Origin of the sequence: Bradyrhizobium sp. CB2312 (assembly GCF_029714425.1) — a bacterium.
In the GTDB taxonomy this organism is placed as follows: Bacteria; Pseudomonadota; Alphaproteobacteria; order Rhizobiales; family Xanthobacteraceae; genus Bradyrhizobium.
On the sequence record NZ_CP121668.1, the window covers coordinates 8,214,250 to 8,236,791 of the forward strand.

Below are 22,542 nucleotides of genomic sequence, written 5' to 3' on the forward strand. Positions count from 1 at the left end.
GACATGCAAACTGACGCCCAGAAACTTGCCGTGGCGCCCAGCACCTATGTTCGGATGAGCTATCTTGAAGCCATCATACAGGCGCAGATAGAGGAAATGGAGCTTGATGAACGGGTCATCCTCATGGGCGAGGATGCAGCGGTATATGGCGGCGACAAACTCCTCGAGCGGTTCGGAAACAGAGTTTGGAGTACACCAATCTCCGAAGGCAGTTTTACCGGCGTCGCGGTCGGCGCTGCCATCAACGGACTGCGCCCGATCGTAGACCTAACAATTGCGAGCTTCGTTTATCTGGCCTCGGACCAGATCATCAATCAGGCCTCAAAATTACGATATATGACGGGAGGTCAGATCGCCGTTCCACTCGTGGTTCGTGCCTGTATGTACTCGATGAAGTCGGTGGCGGCCCAGCACGCCGACCGGCCTTATCCGTTCTTCATGAACGTGCCGGGCCTTAAGATCATCAGCCCGACCAGCCCCGCAGATATCAAGGGACTTTTGAAATCGGCGATTCGCGACGGCGATCCTGTACTCGTCTTCGAAGACACCCGCCTATGGCCGCTCAAGGGAGATGTGCCCACAAATCCGGAACGCATAATCCCGATCGGCAAGGCGGATATGAAATGCGAGGGAAAAGACGTAACGCTCATCGCCATTGCCGGCGCCATTCGACCGACGATGCAAGCTGTCGACGCGCTCGCCAAGCAAGGCATTTCGGTCGAAGTCATTGACCCACGTACGTTGAAGCCGCTCGACCATGAGGCGTTCAAGAAATCGGTCGCGAAGACCGGAAGGCTTGTAATCGTTGAGGACGCGCACCCTGTCTGCAACGTCGGAAGTGAAATCGCAGCTGTGATGGTGGAAGAGGCTTTCGATTTATTGAAGCGACCCATCCTGCGCCTGAGCGCTCCGGACATTCACGTGCCCTTCAGTCCGTCCCTTGAGAACGACTTCTACCCGACGACGGAGCGCATTGTGGCTGCCGTACGGCGGCTGCTCTGAGATCCTCGAAGACTCTGAATAGAATGGAAGTAAAGATGCCGACAGACATCATTTTACCCTCCAGTGGAATGGGTATTGAGGAAGCTACGATCGTTCGATGGTTGAAAAACATCGGAGATAAGGTCAGGGAGGGCGAAATCATCGTCGAAGTTGAGACCGCCAAGGCCGCTGTAGATATCGAAGCGCCGGTGACCGGCATATTGACGACGATCGTCGCGCCGGAAGGTGTGACGATCGAGATCAACGCGGTCATTGGGACGATTCAAGACTGATGGCCCACCCCTTCACCGAGAATCCACTGACGCCGTTGCGGAAAGCCATCTCCGCCCGGATGACACATGCAAACCAGACAATTCCTCACTTTCGTCTAGTTTCTAACATCGACGTTGATGCTCTCTTGCATTGGCGCACAGCGACAAATGCTGGGAATCCGACACAAAAAATATCGGTCAATGATTGTCTGATTAAGGCGGTTGCTCTGTCGTTGGTCGACAACCCCGCCGTTAACTGTCAGCTGACTGATACTGCGATCCAAAGATTTCAAAGCGCAGATATTTCGGTAGTAATTGCTGTTGAAGGTGGACTTGCGACGCCCGTCGTGCGTGGGGCCGAAGGTAAGTCTGTCATGGAAATCTCCACGATAGTAAAGGATTTCGCCGAGCGAGCAGGTCGCAACGCGCTCAAATTCAGTGAGGTATCGGGTGGATCGTTCAGCGTATCCAATCTTGGCGGGTATGGGGTTGAACAGTTCGACGCAATCATAAACGCGCCGCAATGTGCAATTCTGGCCGTGGGACGCGCGGCGCCGCGAGTAGTCGCAGATCCGCTTGGCGGAACGAGGCTCACAACGACGATGACCTGCACGCTCTCAGTTGACCATCGCGCGATCGATGGCGCCGAGGCGGGCAAGTTCTTGCAAAGTTTGCGGGACGTCCTTGCGGATCCAGAAAGATTGAGAAGAACTTAAGTCATTCCAGTTCCGGTAAGGAACACAGGTGGGTTTAAGAAACGCGCCGACGCCGCTTTTTTGTATACAGCCATTCTCGACGCGGAGAAAAGGAAGTGAGGCTCTATGAATAATGTGATGGTGAATGGCGCGGCGATCCCGGTAATCGGGCTGGGGACCTGGACGCTCAAGGGCGAGGTGTGCTCGGAATTGGTCGCGAACTCGCTTTCGCTCGGCTATCGCCATCTCGACACCGCATCGACCTACGACAACGAGAGCGCAGTGGGCGAGGGACTGCGATTCTCCGGCGTGCCGCGCGACGACGTCTTCGTCACAACCAAAGTTTGGGATATCGCTCCGGGAGACCTGGAGCGATCGGCCGAGGAGAGCCTGAAGCGCCTTGGTCTCGAGACGGTCGACCTGCTGCTGATCCACTGGCCGAACTCGGAAATTCCGTTGGCGGGATCCATCAAGGCGCTGAACGCGGTTCGCGATTCCGGCATGACGCGGCACATTGGCGTGTCGAACTTCCCCACCGCGATACTCGCGGAGGCGGTTCGCCTGTCGGATGCCCCCCTTGCCGCTAACCAAGTAGAGTATCATCCATTTCTTGACCAGACCAGGGTCCATGCGGCCTGCCGAGCGGCCGGCATGGCCATGGTTGCGTATGCTCCGCTCGGTCGCGGCGAAGCGTTGTTCGAACAAGCGGCGATCACGGATGCCGCCAAGCGGCACGGCAAAACCCCGTCACAGATCGTTCTTCGATGGCACGTGCAGCAGGAAGGCGTGGTCGCCATTCCGCGCGCCGAGCGTACGGAATGGCTGGCTGAAAACATCGATCTGTTCGATTTCGAGCTTTCCGGAGAGGAGATGTCCGCGATCTCGGGGCTCCGGGCGCGCAACCACCGCATCTACGATCCCCATTACTCGCCTCAATGGGACGAAGGATGAGCTTGATTCGTCATCAAAACTTAGGATCAACCGCTAGACGGGGTTCCGGTCTAAAGTAAGTCGCAAGGTTGATAGGGCGCTCGCCAATTCATTTCACTTGACCTAGGACTCAAAGACGTGTGCGGAGAAACGATGTATTCCAGCAGCCGCGCCGTAATGTCGGGGAGATCGATTCGTGTCGTGCGATCGAGCCGATCGCTTCGATTTGCAGCGTGGGCGACCGCCTGGTCGGAGTGGGACACCGCAGATCACGGATGACGCCCAAGGGTCGGTGACGGCGCTAACAAAAAGGCCGGGACGCGACCACGACCATCAGCAATACCATCGTGAGTGAAATGGTCGGCAGCGTCGTGCCGAAGTTCTGGGTAGCCATCCGCAGCAGCCGAACGCATATTCGGTCTTCCACGCAGGGATCGCTTCGCCAGTCGTGCCCCGCACAAATTTGGTTCAGCGCTTACGAACTCTTCGAAGCCTTTGCGCCGCGCCTAAAGGACATTCTCGCCCCATTGTGCGCGTTCCCTTCGGTTGATGGGCGTTCATAGGGATTTTGGAACTTTTATCAGTTGAAATCCTTGAGCCCAGAACAGCGCGCAGACAGATCGCGCCTTCCGGTGGTCCGGCGACGTCCACGAACGGCCGTCCGTTCATCGATCTTCCTTGCTTGATCGAGGGTGATCGGCCTCTTGCGGTCACGCTTTGCTTCAGGGGCTGTGAGTCGCCCGGGTCGATAACCGCCTGAAGCCGGCGATCTGATGATCTTCGACAATCGCGCGAAATTCCACTTGCCGCGACGTCTGGAACCGATGGTGGTCCGGGCGGTCATGCATCTCGGCTCCCAAGCTGAGCCGGCTCAAAAGGCGGAATAGCCACCGTCAATCACGAGAGTGTCAGCCGTGTGGTAAGATGACGCCTTGCTCATCAGATATACCGCGATTCCGCCAAAATCGGAGGGCTCGCCGACTCGTCGTTGCGGTATTCTGGGCACGACTTTGTTGATGAACCTTTGGTTGATTATGGTCTCGGCTGTCATATCACTCTTGATCCAGCCTGGGAGGATGGCGTTTGCGGTGACACCATAGCGCGCCAATTCCACACCGAGCGCGCGCACCACCGCGTTTATTGCAGCCTTTGATGCCGCATAATGCTCGTAGCGCGCCGTCCCAAAGATGGAAGCCAGGCTTGAAGTAGCAATCAGGCGCCCGAAGGCATCGCCAGCGTTGGCGCGCTCGGTCATGTGCCTAGCGGCGGCCTGTAACGTGAGGAAAACGCCGTCGAGGTTGGTGGCAAACATCTCATGCCATTCTTCTTCCGTTCGGTGGATAAAGGCGCGCCCTCCCGCGCCGCCGATGCCGGCGTTGGCGAAACAACCGTCGACCCGACCGAAGGTGTCAAGCGTCGCCTTCATTGCCGCATCGACGGATGCCCGGTCTGTGACGTCGCAGATACGTGTATGGACTTTGCCTGGCGCCCCCGCCATGCTGGCTGCAGCACTCTTGTTCTTCTCAGCGTTGCGGGCCCAGATCGAGACGCTGCAGCCTTGGGCCGAGAGCGCCTGCGAAATTCCGAGACCTATTCCGCTATTACCGCCGGTGACCACTGCAACACGGCCCGTGAGATCAAAGATATTCATGAGCATTACCTCTTGAGGACGCAGTGCGAGCAAGCGAAGCGGTGGGCTAGCCGGCAGCTACTTTCATCCGCGCGATTCGTTCATCACGCAGCTTGGTTCTGCGCACCTTGCCCGCCTCATCGCGAAGAGGCTCGTCGACGAACTCAAAAGTCCGCGGGCGCTTATAGCCCACCAGCCGGTCCTCGAGGTGTGCGAGCAATGCGCCCGCAGTGAGCCCCCCCCCAGCTTGGACGATGGCGTGAACAGTTGAGCCCATGTCCTCGTCTGGCATGCCGATGACAGCGCTCGACAGCACAAGGGGATGCTCTTCGATGGCGGCCTCAACTTCAGCGGGATACACGTTAGCGCCGCCGACAAGAATCATGTCGGTGCGTCGGTCGACGAGATACAAGTACCCATCCTTATCGAAATAGCCGATATCGCCCAGGGTTTCCCATCCGCCGGGAAGGACAGAAGCCGTCCCACCCCGTACGGTGTAAGCCGCTGGTCTATCGGCCGGGCGTCGCATGTAGATTTCGCCGGCCTCGCCCGGCGGCAGTACGTTACCGTCAGGGTCCACGGCAATCATCTCTCCGCCATACACACGTCCGACAGAGCCGCGGTGCTCAAGCCATTCGGATCCGGTGATTTGGGTATACACTGGGGTCTCGCTTCCGCCATAGCACTCCAAAATGGCCTCAGGCCCCAACCAGCGGATGAAAGCCTCCTTAAGCCACGGAGGGCATGGCGCAGCCAGGTGCCACAGCGTCCTGAGTGACGAGACATCGTATCGGTCACGCAACTCTTTTGGCAGCCGCCAGATCCGGTTCATCATCGTCGGGACAAGATAGATCCACGTTGCGCTCCGGCGTTCGACTTCTGCGAGCACAAGCTCGGCGTCGAAGCTAGGCATTAGCACCAAGTGGGCGTGCTGAAGAAACGCTTCGAGCGCACACAGAAAAGGCCCACCATGATACAGCGGCGCCGGTATGAGCATCGTGTCGTCGGCTCGCACGCGCCAGCTGCCGTCGCCAGCCGGCGCGGCAAAGGTCAAGCCGGGTGAGTTCGTGAAAACAAGCTTAGGACGACCTGTAGAACCGCCTGACGTCATAGCTTTGATACACGGAGAAACGCGCGACTTTAGCGGCCGGTCATCATCGCAAAGCGCCAGGAGATCCGCCACGCTAACTCGTCGCCGGTCCACCTCCATGCCGGGTAGGGCGATCACGACGCGTGCATCGGCTACATCGAGGATGGCCTGCAACTCGACGTTCGTTAGCCGGAAGGACACTGGTTGCGGCGTAGCGCCGAGTTTCCATGCGGCCCAGCAAGCCTCGATGAACTCAATCCCGTTTGGCATCCCAATCGTCACGACATCGCCAATCTTAATGCCGAGTTCCTCAAGCGCGCGCGCAATACGATTCGTTCGGGCTTCCAACTGCGCCCAGGTGAGGGTTGTCTCTCCACAACTAACTGCTGGCATATTGGGCGTCGCGTGGGCTCGTCGAAACAACATCTCGCCCAACGGGATCATGTCTTCAGTCATTTATTTCGCTTCCAGTACAGACTTTGCCTTTTCGCAGACGCGCTTGGACAGCTCGGCCGCGTCATGCCCACGCAGCCTAATGTATTGAGGGTTCAGCTATTGCTCGATGCAATCAAGGGCATGGTCACGCTGAATTTCCACATTTTCTTGATTAACTGCGAGGAAATCCTGCGCCCACCCGCTACGCCAACGCTCGGTTGTTTTCTCGGTGACCTCCCGAGTCTATTGAGCACCTGGGCCGTGAATTCGCGAGCGTGCGCTCTGATACTTTTAGTCGCCGCTCTAGCGAGAAAGGCAACAAGTGGAGAAGTGCGTCGGCTAGGTTACCGAAGTTAGTTGCCAACCCTCACCGACTAGACGGCCCCAAATGGGCCTCTTCACGCACGGTCGGGGTCGACTCCAAGCTAGTCTCCACCATGGAAATGGACTCTACCCGCCGGCGACAACGACATCCATGCGATTCGACCACCACCCGTTTTTTGGCAGCAATCGCGACTGCGATCCGCCAAGAGGTGCTGACGTTCGATTGTCATGCCTGAAACAAATACAGGTAGGCCCGCGCGAAGGGCAGCTGTTCGAGCAACGGGCTGTCGTACCTGGTGGAAAGTGCCGAGGCAAAAATCGCTCATCGATTTCAGCAAGATCGATGCCCGAGCGCTCGATCGCGGCTCGGATTGCATGCGCCGCGCGAGTAAGGGAGGGCGAAAGCGCCCTTGTATGCTCGCCCTATTGGAACGCGGGCTGTTGAAACAATTAGCGCTTCGCGCTTTGAAAAACTCCTGCCGATCGTGATTGGTCTACAAGAGGATGGACATTCGCGAATGCTGGCGTTTACAGCTGCGAGTCCGCTAGTCGCGGTCAAACTGGGTAGGCGCTTCGAATGTGAGTCGCCACGATCCTCGACAACCGACCTGGTCCGCCCAGTGAAAGGGTCCGCCATCTATGTTGGGGCTAGACTCATAGCTCCAGATTGAGATCGCGAGGTGCATTTTTGACCCTAGTACCCCGCTAGCTTCGCTAAGAAGTTCGCATGGTAGTCGGCGTCGCCGAACAATTCAGCCAGTACTCGCTGTCGTTTCATGTATAAGCCGATATCATACTCGTCGGTCATGCCGATGCCGCCGTGCATCTGTATGCCTTCCTGAACAGCGAGCGCGCTAGCCATGCCGCTCATGGCCTTGGCTACCATCACCGCCTGATCGGCCCTCTCGTCTTTGCCGTCCAGCAGCTGCTGGGCCTTGAGCACGGCGGCACGGGCAACCTCCATCTCCGCATAGAGATGGGCGGCGCGGTGCTGCAACGCTTGGAACGAGCCGATCAGGCGACCGAACTGCTTGCGCTGCTTGAGGTAACCGACGGTCATGGCCAAGGCGTGAGAGCCTACCCCCACCAATTCAGCCGAGACACCGGCGCGCAATGCGCTGAGCGTTGCCGTCAGGATGCCGAACCCGAGATCTATCTCTCCAATGACTGCGTCCCGGGAGACCTGTACGCCGCCGAACTTCACACGAGCGGCGAGGCTGGCGTCGGCGAGCCGGTCGGCTTCGGCCGTGAGATTAGCAACATTACTCTCGACTAAAAAGAGAGTGATGCCTAGCGGCTCGTGCTCGGAACCTGCGGTCCGGGCCGCCACGATCAAGAAGTTCGCCACGTGGCCGTAGGTCACGAAACGTTTTTCGCCCAGCAAGCGGAAGCCGTTGCCGACCCGCTCGGCATGAAGCCCGATCCGCTCCGGCCGATGGCGGGCGGTCTCGTCAACGGCGAGCGCGCCCACCGCCTCGCCGGCCAAGACGCGCGGTAGCCAGGCCTGGCGTTGAGTCGCCGATCCGCCTTTCAGCGTCGTCACCGCACCTACCGCCGTTTCAAGAAACGGCGAGGGCGTCAGGTTACGCCCAATCTCCTCCAGCACAATGCCGGCCTCGACATGACCGAGTCCTAAACCGCCGTCGACCTCGTCCATCAGGACGCCGGTCAGGCCGAGCTCAGCGAAGCGCTTCCAGAGCTCAGGCGAGAAGCCGGTCCGGTCGTCGGCATCTCGCAGTGCGCGCATATGGCTGACCGATGCTTGCTCGGCAAGGAACGGCCGCACCGTGTCAGCGAGCATTGCCTGGTCTTCGTTGTGAAAGAGAGGCACAGCGTCAGACTCCGGGGAGCTCGAGGATGCGCTTGGCTATGATATTGAGTTGCACTTCGGAGGTGCCACCTTCGATGGAATTGGCCTTGGTGCGGAGCCAAGCACGAACATTGGCGCCGCCGCGCGAGCGCTCGCTCTCCCACTCCAGCGCATCCGACCCACCGGCGTCCATCATCAGTTCGTGCCGCTGCTTGTTCAGCTCTGTCCCGAAGTACTTAATAACCGAGGCTTGGGCGGGGTGGGCCCGCTCGTGCTTCAATTCATCCACAAAGCGCTCGGACACGGCACTAAACGCCTGCGCGCGGACCTCGAAGAGGGCGACGCGGGCCCGCAAAATCGGATCATCCAGCCGACCGTCGGGTTCGGTACCGGTCGTCCGCTTGGCCATCTCGCCGAGCTCTAACTGGCCGCTTCCTGAGCCAAAGCCAGAAATGCTCTCTCGTTCATGACCCAACAGGTATTTGGCGACGTCCCAGCCTTTATTTAAAGCACCGACCAGATTCTTCTTCGGCACCTTTACATTATCGAAAAATGTCTCGCAGAAGGGTGAGGCGCCGGAGATCAGCTTGATCGGCTTTGTCAACACGCCAGGCGTTTCCATGTCGAACAGCAGGAAGGAGATGCCGCTGTGCTTGCTCGAGGTGTCGGTCCGCACCAAGCAGAAGATCCAGTCGGCCTTGTCGGCGTCGCTGGTCCAGATCTTTTGACCGCTCACGAGGAAGTGGTCGCCTTTGTCTTCCGCCCGCGTGCTCAGCGAGGCGAGATCGGAGCCTGCGCCTGGCTCGGAATAGCCTTGGCACCAGAGGATTTCGCCCCGGAGCAACTTCGGCAAGTGCTCCTGCTTCTGCTCCTCGGTGCCATATTTCAGCAGTGTCGGACCGAGCGTGGAAAGGCCAAACGAACTCAATGGACTGCGGCAACCGAGCCGGCCCATCTCGTTTCGAAGTATTTTTGTTTCCTCGGGCGAGAGTCCACCGCCCCCGTATCGCTCAGGCCAGTCCGGCGCTGTCCAGCCTTTCGCGACCATGCGGTCCAACCAGAGTTTTTGGGCTGGCTCCTTGTAGACGGCGCGACGGCCGCCCCAAACGAGATCCTCCTCGGAACGAATCGGCAGGCGCATCTCCGCCGGACAGTTCGCCTCGAGCCAGGCGCGCGTCGTTTGGCGAAACGTCTCAAGATCGCTCACGCCGTGAGCCTTTCCCGTTTAACCGCCTTCTTCTTGCGAAGCTCCGGCATTTTGCAGGCACTGCCCTCGGTGATCGTCGAGGGCCAGACAGTGCCGGCCCGGAACAACGAGTGTAGTGCAAGCCACAGCAATTCTTCAAAGCAACATCGGCGACGGAGGCGCGCTGCCTGGTGGCTTTCTCCAGGACTAGGTCGTCGCTCAACATCGAATGTTCTTTAGCCATTCTCAGCTTTCAAACACGCACTCGGTCTGGGCACGACGGCGTTTTGTGGGGCCGGATAAGTTTCAGGCTAACGCACCTCAAGCGAATAAAACCGCAAATTTCTCGGAACTCTACGCAGTTTTTCTGACGAAAGGCTCGTTTGGCGCGCTTCCTCGCGCAATTCGACTCAGACGTCAGATTTTGACTAAGGAATGCGCCCCGCGAGCGGCATGCCCTGATTAGATCGTGCAGTTCCGGAATCTGCGTATCCAGTCAGGCTGCCGCCGAGAGTCGGATCCCGCTTAGGCCGCCGCCTGCGTTGGCTTTGATGGTTCGTCCAAAGCCGGAAGCACGTGTCGCATAAGGCCTCCTTGTGTCAGTGCGACACGTGACCTTAAGAGCAGGGACTGCGTGCGAACCATGCCCCTGAGCTGTTGGTTGCCACAAGTCCTATCATCGTCTCTCAAGCAATCCGAGCGCCGGGCCAGGAGGCGAGAGCGAGGCACGTCCAAGGCCAGCTAGTTCATCAGATCTCGATATTTAGAAAGGTGTTTTCCAATGGTGGTATCGAGCCAAATTCCCCTGGTGGGAAGGCGATAGTAAGATTTGGCCCCCGCGAACGGCGAGTCGCGAGCCGGCGCCGACCTGCGATAGGAGGCGGGTCAGCGTCACGTCGATCACTTCATCTGGGTGGCCGGGCTGAGGCTAGCGCAGATCCATCCATAAATGCTGAACCGCGACGTCATGCCAGCGCTTCGGCCGTTCTGAGCTGCCGACTGCAACTGGGACTTGAAGCAGCGCAGAGCAGGTCGCATAGGGTGGCTCGGCGCATCGCCTCCGTCGAATGGTTACTCGGGCTAATACAGACGGCGCGACAAAGAGTATGCAATGTGCTGCGTATGAAACCTCCAGTCAGCTGGTGGATTCAACGCAGCGTGACCAAAGTGAGCTTGATGTCGGTGCCCAGCTTCGGGTTGAGCGCTCCCCATGCAAGCGGGAAAACTGCGTCGAATTGAACAGGAATGAAGGAACGCCGCGCCATCATCGTAAACCAAGAGGCAATCAGCATTAAATGAACGTATTGTTTTCGAGTTTGCAAAAGCCAGGGGGCTACAAAGGATGAGCAAGCCGAGCCGCTTGGTGCCAGTTCTCGATAACCGCATGGGATGATTTCCAAGTTGAGGCGAGCGCGACTTGAGGCGTCGAAATGACAAACCAATTAAGCACGAGAGCATTGTGCCCCTCGCTTCACGTATTCCGGTGCAGGGCGATCAGGCTCCCCCCACACCTGTGACAGTGGTTGATCGTCGCTCACTTGAGCGCAATACGCGACTTAGCATCGGCGCCGTGCTTCGCAGCCTGCCGCTATTCGCCGCATCACCAGAGAGCAACGCCGTGCCCGGCCCCGACATCTCGGACGAGGTGAACCGCGGAGGTTTCATGATCCTGAAGCGTCTCTCGTGTTGTGCCCTGCTGCAAAGTCTCGGCGGCACCAACGTCGCATTCGTGGCGGTTCACGGCGGTGCCCGTTTCAGGTCGGAAACGGCGCACACGTCATCTTCGCTGCTCATTGAACGTCATCTGGCAGGATCGAGACAGGCGCAAGGCTATCAAGAGCCACGGCGAGAAGAAGATCACAGCGTGATTGGACCCCTCGCTCGCGCAGCGGGCGGCCCTTACAGACAGCGTCCAAATCGAAGTGATGGCGATCGCACCCATAGAAGATAAGTCCCGAAATTCTTATCGGGTTCACATTTCCGGAGGAAATTTCATGCCGATCTACTACCCCGACATACTGGAGCGTAAGACCAAACCCCGCACCTTCACCTATCGTGAAAAGGACGTGATGCTGTATGCGCTAGGGATTGGCATGGGCCGAAATCCTATGGACGAGCGCGAGCTGTCGTTCCTCGATGAGAAGAACCTCAAGGTCGTGCCGACGGCTGCGACTGTGCTGGCATGGGGCATGGGACGGCGCGCCGATCCCGTGCTGGACAAGAAGACGGGGCTCCGGACCAGCGAGCTGGATCTCCTGACGCTGGTACATGGAGAGCAGAAGGTGGAGCTACATAAGTCACTCCCATCGGTAGGGACGTTCACGACAACAACCCGCACGATCGGCGCCTACGACAAGGGCAAGAATAAGGGCGCGATTGTTGTCGAGGAAACAGTGTGGATCGATAAGGCGGGCGAGAAAGTCGTCACTCTCATCGGGACAACCTTCGCCCGTGGCGACGGCGGCTTCGGCGGACCGTCGAAGGGTGGACCGGAGCCGCACCCTGTGCCGACGCGCAAACCAGACCTGTCGATCCCATTCGAGACGCGGGTGGACCAAGCGCTACTCTATCGATTGAACGGCGACCTCAATCCGTTGCATTCTGATCCCAATGTCGCCAAGCGGGCGGGATACCCCCGACCGATCCTGCATGGGCTGTGCACCTTCGGCATCACGTGCCGCGCTGTGCTGCAGGAGTACTGCGATTACGATACCAGCAGGATCGTGAGCCATCAGGCGCGTTTCTCAGCGCCTGTGTTTCCCGGCGAGACCATCGTGGTCGATCTCTGGCAGGATGGGGACGTGATCTCGACTGAGGCCCGGGTATTGGAACGCGGCGTTAGGGTGATCAAGAACGGCAAGACCGTGCTGCGCGGTGTAGTGGGCCCCGAATGATGCACAGGTGCAGGACCATTGACGGCGACGATGTGGGCCGCTCAATATAATGGACGCCCCATCGTTGCGAGTCTGAGAAACAATTCGCCGAGCTGCCGAACCGCCCAATCAACTGGCGCCGCAACTCCATGCATACGCGAAAGAAATTGTGGAGGTCGCCACGCGCATGGGCGGCCGGGCACTCGCGATGTCTTGTGTGATCTAGCACACGTGAAACCGGCCCTGGTAAATGCCCATACCTTTCTGAAAGGAGGGGAGATCTCCAAACGCTGGACGGCACTATGCCGCGCTTATTTATACAATACCGGATGAGGTCTGCGTGAACGTGGAGAATCGTAAGATGATTTCCGCGACGATCCGACATGTCATGCCGCTAGATCGTTCGGCTGGTCAGCCACGGGCGCGATGAAGAGATCGTTGAATGAGCACCCGACTGCGAGGGGGCTTTGGAGGAGACAATTAAGAATGTCAACACGTTGAGCGGGCGACTTGTCAGTAAGTGAGATGGCGCCCATGGAGAACATTTCTATAACATGCACGGCGCAGACATCTGGGATGCTTCATCGCGGCGTTGCGATGATTGCAGCGTTTGCGTGTGGGGCGCCGTGACTTTTGCGCATGGTCAAATCGCATAGCCTGGCGTAGGAACGTTTTTGAGACCCACAACATCTTGCTGGGGCTCTGCAACGGGGTAGACTGGCGGTTTTAGCCATGCTGCTCGGTATCGCGATCGGCGTTGTCTTTGATCAAGCGGCTTTCGGGCAACCGTCCTCAATTGTGCGACGGCTATATAAGTGTGTTTTCCCGTGACTTGCCTTCGCTGCTGCAGTTGTTGCTGTGGTTCAACCTAGCCTGACATCGGCATTCCGGCTGGTTCGAGCGAACTGTCGATATCGGGACGTCTTTAGTGCGGCGCTGTTTGATAAATTAGGGAGCTTATTGAAGCGGTGCGTGCCGCCTGTTGTCTGTCGATCAGGGGCAGTATGAGGCCAGCGCGATCGGCATGCATCCTCTCCAGACGCTACGGCGAACTATTCGTCCCCACGCGATGCGAATGATACTGTGGCAGATCCGAGGAGCCTGTAATCCGCGGGAACGCGTGTGAACGAAATCGGCCGCCCGCGGCCGAGCGCCTGAGTGGGAAACGTTTCGCGCTCGGAGTTCAGGAAACCGTAAGCCGCAAGCATATCGTTGCGTGATGATGAAAGTCGCGCCAGCCGCGTCCCTCGAGGAGGCCGAGCCCGACCTCCTGCTTGAGTTTCCTGATAATCGCGTTCGATGCGCCTGCGCAATTAGCCGTCTCAACGAGCGTTCGGAATGCCACGTCTTCGGTAATTTCGAGAGCCACTACTTGGCAGGCTGGTCCTCGCCTTACGGCCATTTGATCAGCAACAATTCATCCAATCGGCGCGTGGTTTGCCAATAATCACGATTGGGACGAGAGGAGCAGACCGCGTTCGAACAGCGAGCGACTCTCAGGGGCGCTCTAAAATGGCAAATGGTGCGACTGCGCACGATCCCAATAATTTTCCGAAGCAGGGGCACGCCTTCGCATACAGGAATTTGCAACGATAGTCCTTGTGTTTCGCTGCTGCGGCTTTGGCACAACTGGTTGGTTCGTAGGTCCTTCACCTTACTGACGGACCGGAGTTTCGCGAACGAACAGCAATCCGCTTTGGCCGAAAAAACCCGGGTACTCTGCTGGCGGCGCCGCGAACCGTAGCAGCACTCAGTCTATGGGGTGGAACGGGACCGACCATGCTGCGCGGGTGACAAAGCGTATTGGGCTCACAGCGGATGAACTATGAGCTGCCCGGCGCCCACAGCCAGGCCCCATCGAGCGACCACACTTTCCGCAGGACCAAGGCTGGTGTTGATTGAAGGTAATCCGCTTGGGAACAAACGATGTGTCTGGAGTCCGCTCAAGCGCGGAAGCTCGGCTTGGGCTGCGCCTTTACCTGCCGCGTTCAGAGCAAGATCGGGGCTTCGGCAGCGACCTCGTTCAATTCGTTCGGAGAATTCAGGTCTGCGGATGCTCTAGATAGCCCTATTTGATCTGGTAGCTGTTCAAGCGAGTATCCAGTGGTTTAGTTCGCTTGAGTAAGGGGATCGAGCTGCCCGTATAATTTGTAGAGTATGGCCATGTCGCCAACCGCTCGCTCAATCGGGGCACAGTGAGCGGCAGGTGTGGTAGAGCAGGGGCGAGAATGAAGAACAACAGCGGATTTCGCTTTCTGGACTGCTATCTGTCGGAACAGTTTCGTACCACCGACGCGTATCTCGATGCAACTGAGCCAACGGGTCTTACGTTTGCCTCAAGGGTCCAGAAACGAACGGGCCATTTTCTCGGGACAACCGGCTCCTTAGCAGCCGTCGTTGCCGCGACGTTTCGGTCGAGCGCATTCGGGAAGGCCTTCGGAAGTTCAGCGCGATATTTTTCGGAGGCAATGCTGCGCCCGCGCGGAGCCTGATCAATGCATAAACTCGAACACTTTCTGCGTCCGAAATCGATCGCCATTGTGGTGGGCAGCCGACCGCCCGGTCGCGCATCAAGTTGGGCTTGGGCGGCGAGAGTTGGCGCTCCCAACAGGGACGAAGTTGCTGGCCGCGAGGTTCACCGTTTAGTGGTTGAACTGTCGGCGGGCATCAAGCGGTACCTAAAATCGAGGTGGTCAAGATATTGCCCAAATGCGATGGCGACGACGCGTTGTCGGCCGGCTTTCTTGAAACCGCAGGCCATGTCCGGCACATGTCGGCTAGCTGTGAATTCAACATGCTGGTGCGACTTTCCGTGTTCGGAGCGCTGCCTGCACACCGACCGGCTGCCGAACTCTCGAGCGCCGGGGCTCAAAACCGACGAGGCGCAGGCTGATCGTGTCCTCGCTGAGGAGAACATGCTGGAGGAATCTTCAACGGACATAACGGCGTGTACCATCATGTTCGGCACATCGGAAGCCATGAACGCAGCTCAAGCGTGGTGCGCAATCTCCTTGGCTGGGGCGACGCCGTACAGATGCCACCGACGTGAAGATGAGGTTTGGCGATAGCACAGCTTTCCGAGGAGCACGCGCCGAAGATCATCAATGTTCCAGGTCGGCACCGGCACGGATACACAGTCGGCTCAACCATCCACATAGAGATGTCCATCCACAGGAACGAAAATCATGCTCGACTTTTCACTCAGCGACGAACAGCAGATGATCCGGAACTCCGTCCGCGCGTTCATCGACAAAGAAATCATTCCGCTCGAGACGCAAGTTCTTCGCAACGAGCGCGAAGGCCGTCCTGGTCTCGAGCCGGGGCAGCTGCAACAACTACAACTGAAAGCGAAGCGTGCGGGCTTTTGGGGCTTTGCGACCCCGAAAGAGTACGGCGGAGCCGGACTCAGTGCAATCATGGACTCACTCATCTGCATCGAAAGCGGGCGCACCTTCGTCCCATTCAATTTCGGCGGATACGCCGACAACATCCTATTCTCCGGCACGGAGAGCCAGAAGAAGGAATATCTTATCCCGGCGATCGAGGGCGAGCGGGTCAGCTGCTTTGCGATCACCGAGCCTGGCGCCGGCTCGGACGCTAGCGCAATTCGCACGCGTGCCGTGCGCGACGGCGACGACTGGATAATCAATGGCGAGAAGACCCTCATCACCGGCGGACACGAGGCCGACTTCGTGATAGTCTTCGCCGTCACCGATCCGAACAAAGGCGCCTCGGGCGGCATCACCTGCTTCCTCGTCGACCGCAAGATGGGCTGGCGGTCGGAACCAATCCCAACAATGAGCGAATGGAGCCCGGCATCACTCGTTTTCGAGGACGTTCGTGTCCCGAGCCGCAACATCCTCGGCGAACTGGGATGGGGCTTCAGGTTAGCGATGGAATGGATTGGCGCCGCTCGCTACGAGACAGCCTCGGTGGCCGTTGGCGCATCGGAGCGCCTGCTCGAGATGGCGATCGAGTACTCGAAGAACCGAGTGTCCATGGGACACCCGATCGCAGAATACCAGGCCATCCAGTGGCAGATTGCCGATTCACATGTCGAGATCGAGGCGGCGAAGTACCTGGTCCTCCTCGCCGCATGGCAGGCGGAGAATGGACACGACGCTCGGCACACATCATCGATCGCGAAATTGATCGGTTCGATCACCGCTAACAAAGTGGTTGATCGGGTCATGCAGATCCACGGCGGGATAGGCTATACTAAGGAGCTGCCAATCGAGAGGTGGTACCGAAAACTACGAGTATACCGTATTGTTGACGGCAGTGACGAGATCCAGCGACGCATGATCGCGCGAAATCTTCTTAAGGGGCACGTCAAGCTCGGTGTGATTGGCGCCTAGCCGGTCTTTAAAAAGGTCTTTGTGACGGCGATTCAGGCCGCAGGCCCGTAATCGGGCGGCCGCGAGGCGCCTCCTCAAAGGTGTCCGGCGCAGCAACCACGCGAGCGCACCTGCGCCGGCTCGCCCAAAGGCGTGGAACAATCGCGCCGAGTTGGCTCGAGGGATCCGCGCAAGGGGCAACAGGACAGCAAGCCCAGACCGGCGCGCGTACAGGTCTCGATCGCCGCTCATACTCGCAGTCGACATTGTTGTAGCGGTTTTGCACTGAAACGATGTAGGCTTGGCGCTGCGCCGCCGGGAGCTGCGCCGGGTTGAAGTTGGACATGCCGATGTGCCGGATCTTGCCGCCTCGCGTTGTAGTTTGACGAATGCTCCAAGCGGCTCGGCAAATGGCACTTTCGGATCAATGTGCTTGGGTCCTAGCCGCTTGAGGCCAGCCTCGCATGCCGCCGCGAGCCGATCAGGGCGGCAATCGACGCCCAAGATATCGGGGCCGGGCATGGCGCGTTCTCTTTGCACGCGCCCCTGACGTGGTACAGCGACTGCAGGTGGCCGGGCCCGAGCTGGCGCTGGATCCCCCGAGGGCGCGAGGTCCAGGCGGACGCCGGCCAAGCTCATGACGCTGATCCAGGGCATCGTCGGCATCTGTGTGAGCGACGCGCGCCGGAACGGATCAGGGGCCCGCCGCCACAGCCTCAACTACTGTGAACAAGCACCGGCTGCAGGTCGAGGCAACCGACCAGGCAAAGGCCGGTCCGTCTTGCCCGAGTGAGGCGCGGGCCGTCCATCACACTGCGCGACGCCCCAGATGGTCCCGGTCAAATGGCAAGGAGCTGGACATGTGCGTTATGAGGGGCGGCCATCCGCCGCTCAGCACGATCTTGCCGTTTCGGACGCGCAGGGTAGGCGCTACCTCATCGGCAGAAACGGACATATGGTTTGACTGTCCGCTTGCTAGCTGAGGCACTTTTCGGGCGCGCCGCGACTGCCCACCCACTTAGCGGCATTATGCCGAAAAAGGCGAGGTCCTTGGAAGAATCACAGCTTAAGCGGTGCATCACCGTACAAGCATGATACCGCACCTGGGGTTAATATCGAGCGCGTCAGCGATGACAAGCTCGGGCCAGAGGCGACCGCTATCACAGGAGGCTCCGCCTTCCAATGCGAGCGTATCCGATCCGCGATCAGAATGTCGGAAGTCCGACGATCTGTAGCGTCACATCCCATCGCAAGCTACCTTCATGTGCTTTCTCTCATTATGCCGCCGGCGGCAGAGCTTATACGGGTGGCACGCCGATTGCTCGTTCCTAGGAGCTCAGATGAGACCCGATCGATGATTCCAGTTGAATGCGCTGCTGTTCACGGTACGGAATCGAGAAGCGGTGAGATCAATAGGTGAAACTTACGGCGCGTCTGGCTTGGCCTTGTGTCAAGCTTTGAGGGAGAGGAGAAGGTCAAGATGATCTCCGAAGTGTTCATCACTTGTGCGGTCACGGGGGCTGGGAAGGCGCCGAGTAGCCCGTATGTGCCGGTCACCCCGGAGCAGATAGCCGTCTCCGCTATCGAGGCCGCGCGAGCGGGAGCAGCAGTGGTGCACATCCATGTGCGTGACCCCAAAACCGGGCGAGGGTCGCGGGATCCTGCGCTGTTTCGGGAAGTGGTGGGGCGCATTCGAGAGTCGGATGTGAAGCCGGTGATCAACCTGACCGCTGGAGTCGGCGGCGATCTCACGCTAGGTGAGCCGGATTGTCCTCTGCCGCCGAATCCGGCGGCGACAGACATGGCGGCCGCGCTTGAGCGTCTAGCGCATGTGGAAGAGCTGCGCCCTGAGATTTGCACACTGGATTGCGGCACGATGAACTGGGGTGCCCGCAGCCAATACATTATGGTGAACACCGCCGGGACTCTGCGCGCGATGGCCGCACGTCTAAAGGAGATCGGTGTGCGTCCAGAGCTCGAGGTGTTCGATACCGGTCAGTTGGTGCTGGTACACGACCTCATCGAGGAGGGGCTGATCGACGAGCAGGCGTTGATTCAGCTATGCATGGGAATTCGCTACGGTGCGCCGGACGATCCGACCACGCTGATGGCGCTGGTGCACAAGCTTCCGGCGCGGGCCGTCTACTCGGCCTTCTCGATCGGGCGGATGCAGCTTCCGTATGCGGCATTGGCCCCGTTGGTCGGCGCCAACGTGCGCGTAGGGTTGGAGGACAATCTGTACCTCTCCCGCGGGCGGCTTGCGACAAACTCCGAACTCGTGCAGCGGGCAGTGGAGATTGTCGAGTGGATGGGTGTGCGGGTAATGCGCCCCGATGATGTGCGCCAGAAGCTCGCGTTAAAAGTTCAGGGTTCAGAGCTCAAAGTCCACGTCTGAGAAAGAGGATAAAGTCCATGTCTGAGAAACGGCTGCGAACGGTTGGGTTGCTTGGCGGAGGGATCATTGGCGGCGGGTGGGCGGCGCGGTTTGCCCTCAACGGGGTGGATGTACGGCTTTATGGTCCGTCGGCTAGTGCGGTAGAGCGCGTGAAGAAGATGCTTGCCAATGCACGGCGAGCATATCGGCGCCTGACGCAGGTCCCACTCCCGCCGGAAGGCTCACTGACCGTTGTCGAATCTATTGCGGACGCGGTGCAGGGCGTGGAACTGGTGCAGGAGTCTGCGCCGGAGCGCCTGGACCTTAAGCAGCAGCTGCTCGCGGTTGCCAGCCGGGCGGCATCGGCTGACACCCTGATCTGCTCCTCGACGTCGGGGCTGCGACCGTCCTTGCTGGCGATTGGGATTGACCACCCCGAGCGCCTGCTCGTTGCGCACCCGTTCAACCCAGTGTATCTACTGCCCCTGGTTGAATTGTGTGCCGGACAGAGCACGGCGCCTGAGACGCTGGCACGCGCGTCGGAGGTCTACCGAGCAGTGGGGATGCACCCGCTGGTGGTACGCAAAGAGGTGGATGGGTTCATCGCGAATCGGCTGCAGGAGGCGATGTGGCGCGAAGCGCTATGGCTGGTGCACGACGACGTGGCTTCCGTGCAAGAGATCGATGACGCGATCCGTTATTCATTCGGGCTGCGTCGGGCCGTCATAGGCCCCTTCATCATCGGCGGCGGAGCCGCTATGCGCCAATCGATTGAGAAATGGGAACCTGAGCTGAGGTCGCCATGGACTAAGTACACGGACATGCCAGAGCACAGCGAGGCTTTCATCGACAAACTTGCCGAGCAATCAGATGCACGAGATGACAATCTGACCAGCCCTGAGCTCGAACAGAAGCGCGATGACTGCCTTGTGGCCGTGCTGCAGGGGCTGAGCGCTCAAAGCTATGGCGCGGGTGAGACGCTTGCACGCTGGGAACAGGGGCTACTCGATCGTGTTTGCACAGCTCAAGCAAAAACGCGATAGAAATCGTCTGACGATCGACTGGCGAGCTATCGCGATTTTGCTCACGGCGGGGCCGGTTAGGCTGCCGGGTTTTATGGACTGACGGTCGGCCGGCTTGGCGATGACCTCGATCCCGTCGTTGAAGGTCACACCAATAACGAGCTGCAGCAACCGGTTGTGGCAGTCGAGACGGCGCCAGCTTTTCTGTGCGCCCTCAACCAGTTTGAAGACCGTGGCGAGCGCGGCCCATTCGACAGACAAGCCTTCGATCGGATGGTGCGGTGGCGCACGGTAGCAAGGTGTTCGATCTTTGGTTAGACTAAAGAGTCGGCCGCCTTCTAGGGTCTGTACCTAGTTAGCGAACTCTGATTCCCTCGCAGCGGGTTGATTCCACGCGGGGGACTTCGATGCGCAAAGGACTGTTCTGGCTCAACGACAAGCAATGGGCTCTGATAGAGCCGCATCTGCCAACGAACCAGACCGGACCGGTGCGCGACGACGATCGACGCGTCATCAGCGGTATCATTCACATGCTTCAGTGCGGCGCACGCTGGCGCGATTGCCCGCCCGACTATGGTCCCTACACGACGATCTACAATCGTTTCAATCGCTGCCAAGCGCGGACATTGGCGGGCGATCTTTGAAGCGCTCGCCCGCTGCGGCAAAGACGGCGTGACTTTGTCCATCGACTCCACCACGATCAAAGCGCATCGCTCGGCGAGCGGCGGAAAAGGGGGAGCATGAGCAAGCGATCGGCCGCTCGCGCGGCGGGCGGACCACGAAAATCCACGCGCTGAGCGACCCTGACTGCAGACCTTGCGCATTTCATCTCACTCCAGGCCAGGACGCTGATATTGCCGCAGCGCCAGCCCTTTTGGAACTCGCGCCACCCATGTCTGCCCTCATTGGCGACAAAGGGTACGACGGCGACGGCTTTCGAGCCGAAATCGTCGATCGTGGTGCCAAGCCCGTCATTCCAAACAAATCCAACAGGGTCACTCTCCACAGCTTCAGCAAACGCGCCTACAAGGGGCGCAACGTCATCGAGCGCTGTTTCTGCCGCCTCAAGGATTTCAGGCGTGTCGCAACTCGCTACGACAAACTAGCCAGGAACTTCTTGGCTGCCATCCATCTCGCCGCCATCGTTGCCTATTGGATCAATTGAGTCCGAGCCCTAGCACTACTTTGGCAGATTGTGCTTTCGCCGCTGTTTTTCAAGGATTTGCTTTCGGCAATATGGGCAGTGCTGAGGCGGCGGCCGGAGGATGAGATCGACGATGGCGTGGCGTACGGCGGGCATGGTTGGTTGAGGCGGAGGCCCGTTGATTCTTTTTTTCCGCCCGCGTGTGCGAGGCGACGATGTTGCAGGAAGGCGTAGGCAATCATTGTCATCAGGGCGTGGCGATGAAGACCCTGCCATGATCGCCCCTCGACGTGATCAAGTCCAAGCTCCTCCTTCAGCTGCTGATGCGCCTGCTCACAAATCCACGTGCCTTGATGGTGGCGGCCAGGGTGCGCAGATCCGTCGCCGCCGGAGGATTGGCGAGATAGTATTTCTTCTCGCCGGAGGCGCGTTGCTCGCCAATGAGCCAGGCTTCGTCGCCTGGGAGATGCTGCTGTCCTTTATCCCATATCCGCTGCGGAGGGCCGTCGGCGGTCCGGACGCGGAGAGCAGCAAATTGGGCTTTGAGCCGACCTTTCGTTCCGCTACGCCAACTCACGGTTTTCCATTTGGCGCTGGCCAGCATTTGTTCTGCCGCAATCGACAAGATATCGGGCACGTGGTGCTTTCGTGGTTTCCCGCGGACTTTGGTATTCGGCCAAATGAGCTTCACATCGACCGGATACACTTTCAGGTGCCGAGGGATACCAACAGCCCAGGCCAGCCCGCGCTGTTAGCCCTTGTCGAAACGGTGCGCTGAGGCCGTATCCTGCATCAGCCAGCACACATCCAAAGCGCACGTTAGCTGCCATCGCGCGGTCAATCTCGGCCAAAGCAATCTCCGGCTCGGACCGTGGCGTTCGGTGTTCGACTGGCACCCGAGCGCGCTTCAAACGAGACACGTCGCTTGTCCAACTGTCAGGCAGAAAGAGACGTAACGGGACCATCTCTGGCACTTCGCCCCGGGAAAGCGTTACAGAGCCAGCGTTTGGCAATTTGCCCTTTTGCCGCGGGCCGACGCGTACTCAGCTTAACACCGACCGAGCGGCTCACCCTTCTTCGGCAGTGAGGTGCCATCAATAACCAGAAATGCATTCTTTCCGCCGACAAGTCGGTCCGCCTGGTTGAGAAGCTTTGTCTCCAGCGACGTCGCGTCCCAGACACCGTCCGCAATGAAATGGTGCAACTGGTCGTAGCTGCTCGTGGCAAGGCGTTCTGCCATCGGCTGAACGCTCTTGCGATCGCCAGGACCGATCAATCCCGCAACATATAGAGGACACATCCGCTGCCGGGTCTTATGACCCAGCCGGTCCAAGAACGGCATCAGCCAGCGTTCGAGTTCGTCTTCCCATCCCGGCATGGTCAGCCCTCCAAGAGCCGACCACCCATGAATCATTGAAAAATTGATTCGGGAATCCTCT

At 59.0% G+C, this 22,542-nt stretch carries 14 protein-coding genes and 3 pseudogenes; 9 read left to right on the forward strand and 8 right to left on the reverse strand.

Going from position 1 to position 22,542, the window contains the following annotated elements; all coding sequences use genetic code 11:
• The first annotated feature begins 3 nt into the window (after nucleotides 1–3).
• The 4 genes from QA642_RS39615 to QA642_RS39630 all read left to right on the forward strand — a co-directional run bounded on the left by QA642_RS39615 (nucleotide 4) and on the right by QA642_RS39630 (nucleotide 2,899).
• Nucleotides 4–1,002, forward strand: a complete 999-nt coding sequence (locus QA642_RS39615; protein WP_283081716.1) for a transketolase C-terminal domain-containing protein — start codon at nucleotides 4–6, stop codon at nucleotides 1,000–1,002.
• Between the two features lie 35 nt (nucleotides 1,003–1,037).
• Nucleotides 1,038–1,274, forward strand: a complete 237-nt coding sequence (locus QA642_RS39620) for a biotin/lipoyl-containing protein (RefSeq protein ID WP_283081717.1) — start codon at nucleotides 1,038–1,040, stop codon at nucleotides 1,272–1,274.
• Nucleotides 1,274–1,969: a 2-oxo acid dehydrogenase subunit E2 gene (locus tag QA642_RS39625; RefSeq protein ID WP_283081718.1), complete on the forward strand. Its 696-nt coding sequence runs from the start codon at nucleotides 1,274–1,276 to the stop codon at nucleotides 1,967–1,969. Before QA642_RS39620 ends, QA642_RS39625 begins: the two co-directional genes overlap by 1 nt.
• A 105-nt stretch (nucleotides 1,970–2,074) precedes the next feature.
• Entirely contained in the window at nucleotides 2,075–2,899 is an 825-nt protein-coding gene (locus QA642_RS39630; RefSeq protein WP_283081719.1) for an aldo/keto reductase, read from the forward strand.
• A 559-nt stretch (nucleotides 2,900–3,458) separates the two neighbouring features.
• On the opposite strand, the gene QA642_RS39635 is transcribed toward QA642_RS39630, so the two are convergent.
• From QA642_RS39635 to QA642_RS39660, 6 genes are all read right to left on the reverse strand, one after another.
• Nucleotides 3,459–3,722, reverse strand: coding sequence for a hypothetical protein (locus tag QA642_RS39635; protein ID WP_283081720.1), 264 nt, complete (start codon nucleotides 3,720–3,722; stop codon nucleotides 3,459–3,461).
• 27 nt (nucleotides 3,723–3,749) lie between these two features.
• Complete coding sequence (locus QA642_RS39640; RefSeq protein WP_283081721.1) at nucleotides 3,750–4,529, reverse strand: SDR family oxidoreductase; 780 nt, start codon at nucleotides 4,527–4,529, stop codon at nucleotides 3,750–3,752.
• A 46-nt stretch (nucleotides 4,530–4,575) separates the two neighbouring features.
• Complete coding sequence (locus QA642_RS39645) at nucleotides 4,576–6,054, reverse strand: AMP-binding protein (protein WP_283081722.1); 1,479 nt, start codon at nucleotides 6,052–6,054, stop codon at nucleotides 4,576–4,578.
• A gap of 997 nt (nucleotides 6,055–7,051) precedes the next feature.
• On the reverse strand, nucleotides 7,052–8,158 hold the full coding sequence (locus QA642_RS39650) for an acyl-CoA dehydrogenase (RefSeq protein ID WP_283081723.1): 1,107 nt from the start codon (nucleotides 8,156–8,158) through the stop codon (nucleotides 7,052–7,054).
• Between the two features lie 34 nt (nucleotides 8,159–8,192).
• Nucleotides 8,193–9,374, reverse strand: coding sequence for an acyl-CoA dehydrogenase family protein (locus QA642_RS39655; protein ID WP_283081724.1), 1,182 nt, complete (start codon nucleotides 9,372–9,374; stop codon nucleotides 8,193–8,195).
• Between the two features lie 1,127 nt (nucleotides 9,375–10,501).
• The gene (locus tag QA642_RS39660; RefSeq protein ID WP_283081725.1) at nucleotides 10,502–10,645 is read right to left on the reverse strand and encodes a hypothetical protein; all 144 of its coding nucleotides are present in this window, start codon (nucleotides 10,643–10,645) and stop codon (nucleotides 10,502–10,504) included.
• 702 nt (nucleotides 10,646–11,347) lie between these two features.
• Between QA642_RS39660 and QA642_RS39665 the strand changes: the two genes are divergently transcribed.
• From QA642_RS39665 to QA642_RS39680, 4 genes are all read left to right on the forward strand, one after another.
• Nucleotides 11,348–12,247 carry a MaoC family dehydratase gene (locus tag QA642_RS39665; RefSeq protein ID WP_283081726.1) on the forward strand — a complete coding sequence of 300 codons (900 nt, stop codon included), beginning with the start codon at nucleotides 11,348–11,350 and terminating at the stop codon, nucleotides 12,245–12,247.
• Between the two features lie 3,164 nt (nucleotides 12,248–15,411).
• Entirely contained in the window at nucleotides 15,412–16,584 is a 1,173-nt protein-coding gene (locus QA642_RS39670) for an acyl-CoA dehydrogenase family protein (RefSeq protein ID WP_283081727.1), read from the forward strand.
• A 1,459-nt stretch (nucleotides 16,585–18,043) separates the two neighbouring features.
• A complete protein-coding gene (locus tag QA642_RS39675; RefSeq protein WP_283081728.1) occupies nucleotides 18,044–18,958 on the forward strand; it encodes a 3-keto-5-aminohexanoate cleavage protein in 915 nt (304 codons plus the stop codon).
• 17 nt (nucleotides 18,959–18,975) lie between these two features.
• Nucleotides 18,976–19,980 carry a 3-hydroxyacyl-CoA dehydrogenase NAD-binding domain-containing protein gene (locus tag QA642_RS39680; protein WP_283081729.1) on the forward strand — a complete coding sequence of 335 codons (1,005 nt, stop codon included), beginning with the start codon at nucleotides 18,976–18,978 and terminating at the stop codon, nucleotides 19,978–19,980.
• A 75-nt stretch (nucleotides 19,981–20,055) separates the two neighbouring features.
• On the opposite strand, the pseudogene QA642_RS39685 reads toward QA642_RS39680, so the two are convergent.
• Nucleotides 20,056–20,255, reverse strand: a pseudogene (locus QA642_RS39685) (IS256 family transposase); the annotation flags it as partial.
• Between the two features lie 111 nt (nucleotides 20,256–20,366).
• Here QA642_RS39685 and QA642_RS39690 point away from each other — a divergent pair.
• Nucleotides 20,367–21,124 (forward strand): annotated as a pseudogene (locus QA642_RS39690) (IS5 family transposase).
• Nucleotides 21,125–21,173: 49 nt separating this feature from the next.
• On the opposite strand, the pseudogene QA642_RS39695 reads toward QA642_RS39690, so the two are convergent.
• A pseudogene (locus QA642_RS39695) lies at nucleotides 21,174–22,517 on the reverse strand (IS701 family transposase).
• Nucleotides 22,518–22,542 lie beyond the last annotated feature (25 nt).

Excerpts from the sequence above, each read along its gene's own strand:
- QA642_RS39650 (WP_283081723.1), bottom strand. The coding sequence starts at position 8,158 with ATGCTCGCTGACACGGTGCGGCCGTTCCTTGCCGAGCAAGCATCGGTC.
- QA642_RS39620 (WP_283081717.1), top strand. The coding sequence starts at position 1,038 with ATGCCGACAGACATCATTTTACCCTCCAGTGGAATGGGTATTGAGGAA.
- QA642_RS39635 (WP_283081720.1), bottom strand. The coding sequence starts at position 3,722 with ATGACCGCCCGGACCACCATCGGTTCCAGACGTCGCGGCAAGTGGAAT.
- QA642_RS39640 (WP_283081721.1), bottom strand. The coding sequence starts at position 4,529 with ATGAATATCTTTGATCTCACGGGCCGTGTTGCAGTGGTCACCGGCGGT.
- QA642_RS39645 (WP_283081722.1), bottom strand. The coding sequence starts at position 6,054 with ATGACTGAAGACATGATCCCGTTGGGCGAGATGTTGTTTCGACGAGCC.
- QA642_RS39680 (WP_283081729.1), top strand. The coding sequence starts at position 18,976 with ATGTCTGAGAAACGGCTGCGAACGGTTGGGTTGCTTGGCGGAGGGATC.
- QA642_RS39630 (WP_283081719.1), top strand. The coding sequence starts at position 2,075 with ATGAATAATGTGATGGTGAATGGCGCGGCGATCCCGGTAATCGGGCTG.
- QA642_RS39625 (WP_283081718.1), top strand. The coding sequence starts at position 1,274 with ATGGCCCACCCCTTCACCGAGAATCCACTGACGCCGTTGCGGAAAGCC.
- QA642_RS39675 (WP_283081728.1), top strand. The coding sequence starts at position 18,044 with ATGATCTCCGAAGTGTTCATCACTTGTGCGGTCACGGGGGCTGGGAAG.
- QA642_RS39660 (WP_283081725.1), bottom strand. The coding sequence starts at position 10,645 with ATGCTGATTGCCTCTTGGTTTACGATGATGGCGCGGCGTTCCTTCATT.
- QA642_RS39615 (WP_283081716.1), top strand. The coding sequence starts at position 4 with ATGCAAACTGACGCCCAGAAACTTGCCGTGGCGCCCAGCACCTATGTT.
- QA642_RS39665 (WP_283081726.1), top strand. The coding sequence starts at position 11,348 with ATGCCGATCTACTACCCCGACATACTGGAGCGTAAGACCAAACCCCGC.
- QA642_RS39670 (WP_283081727.1), top strand. The coding sequence starts at position 15,412 with ATGCTCGACTTTTCACTCAGCGACGAACAGCAGATGATCCGGAACTCC.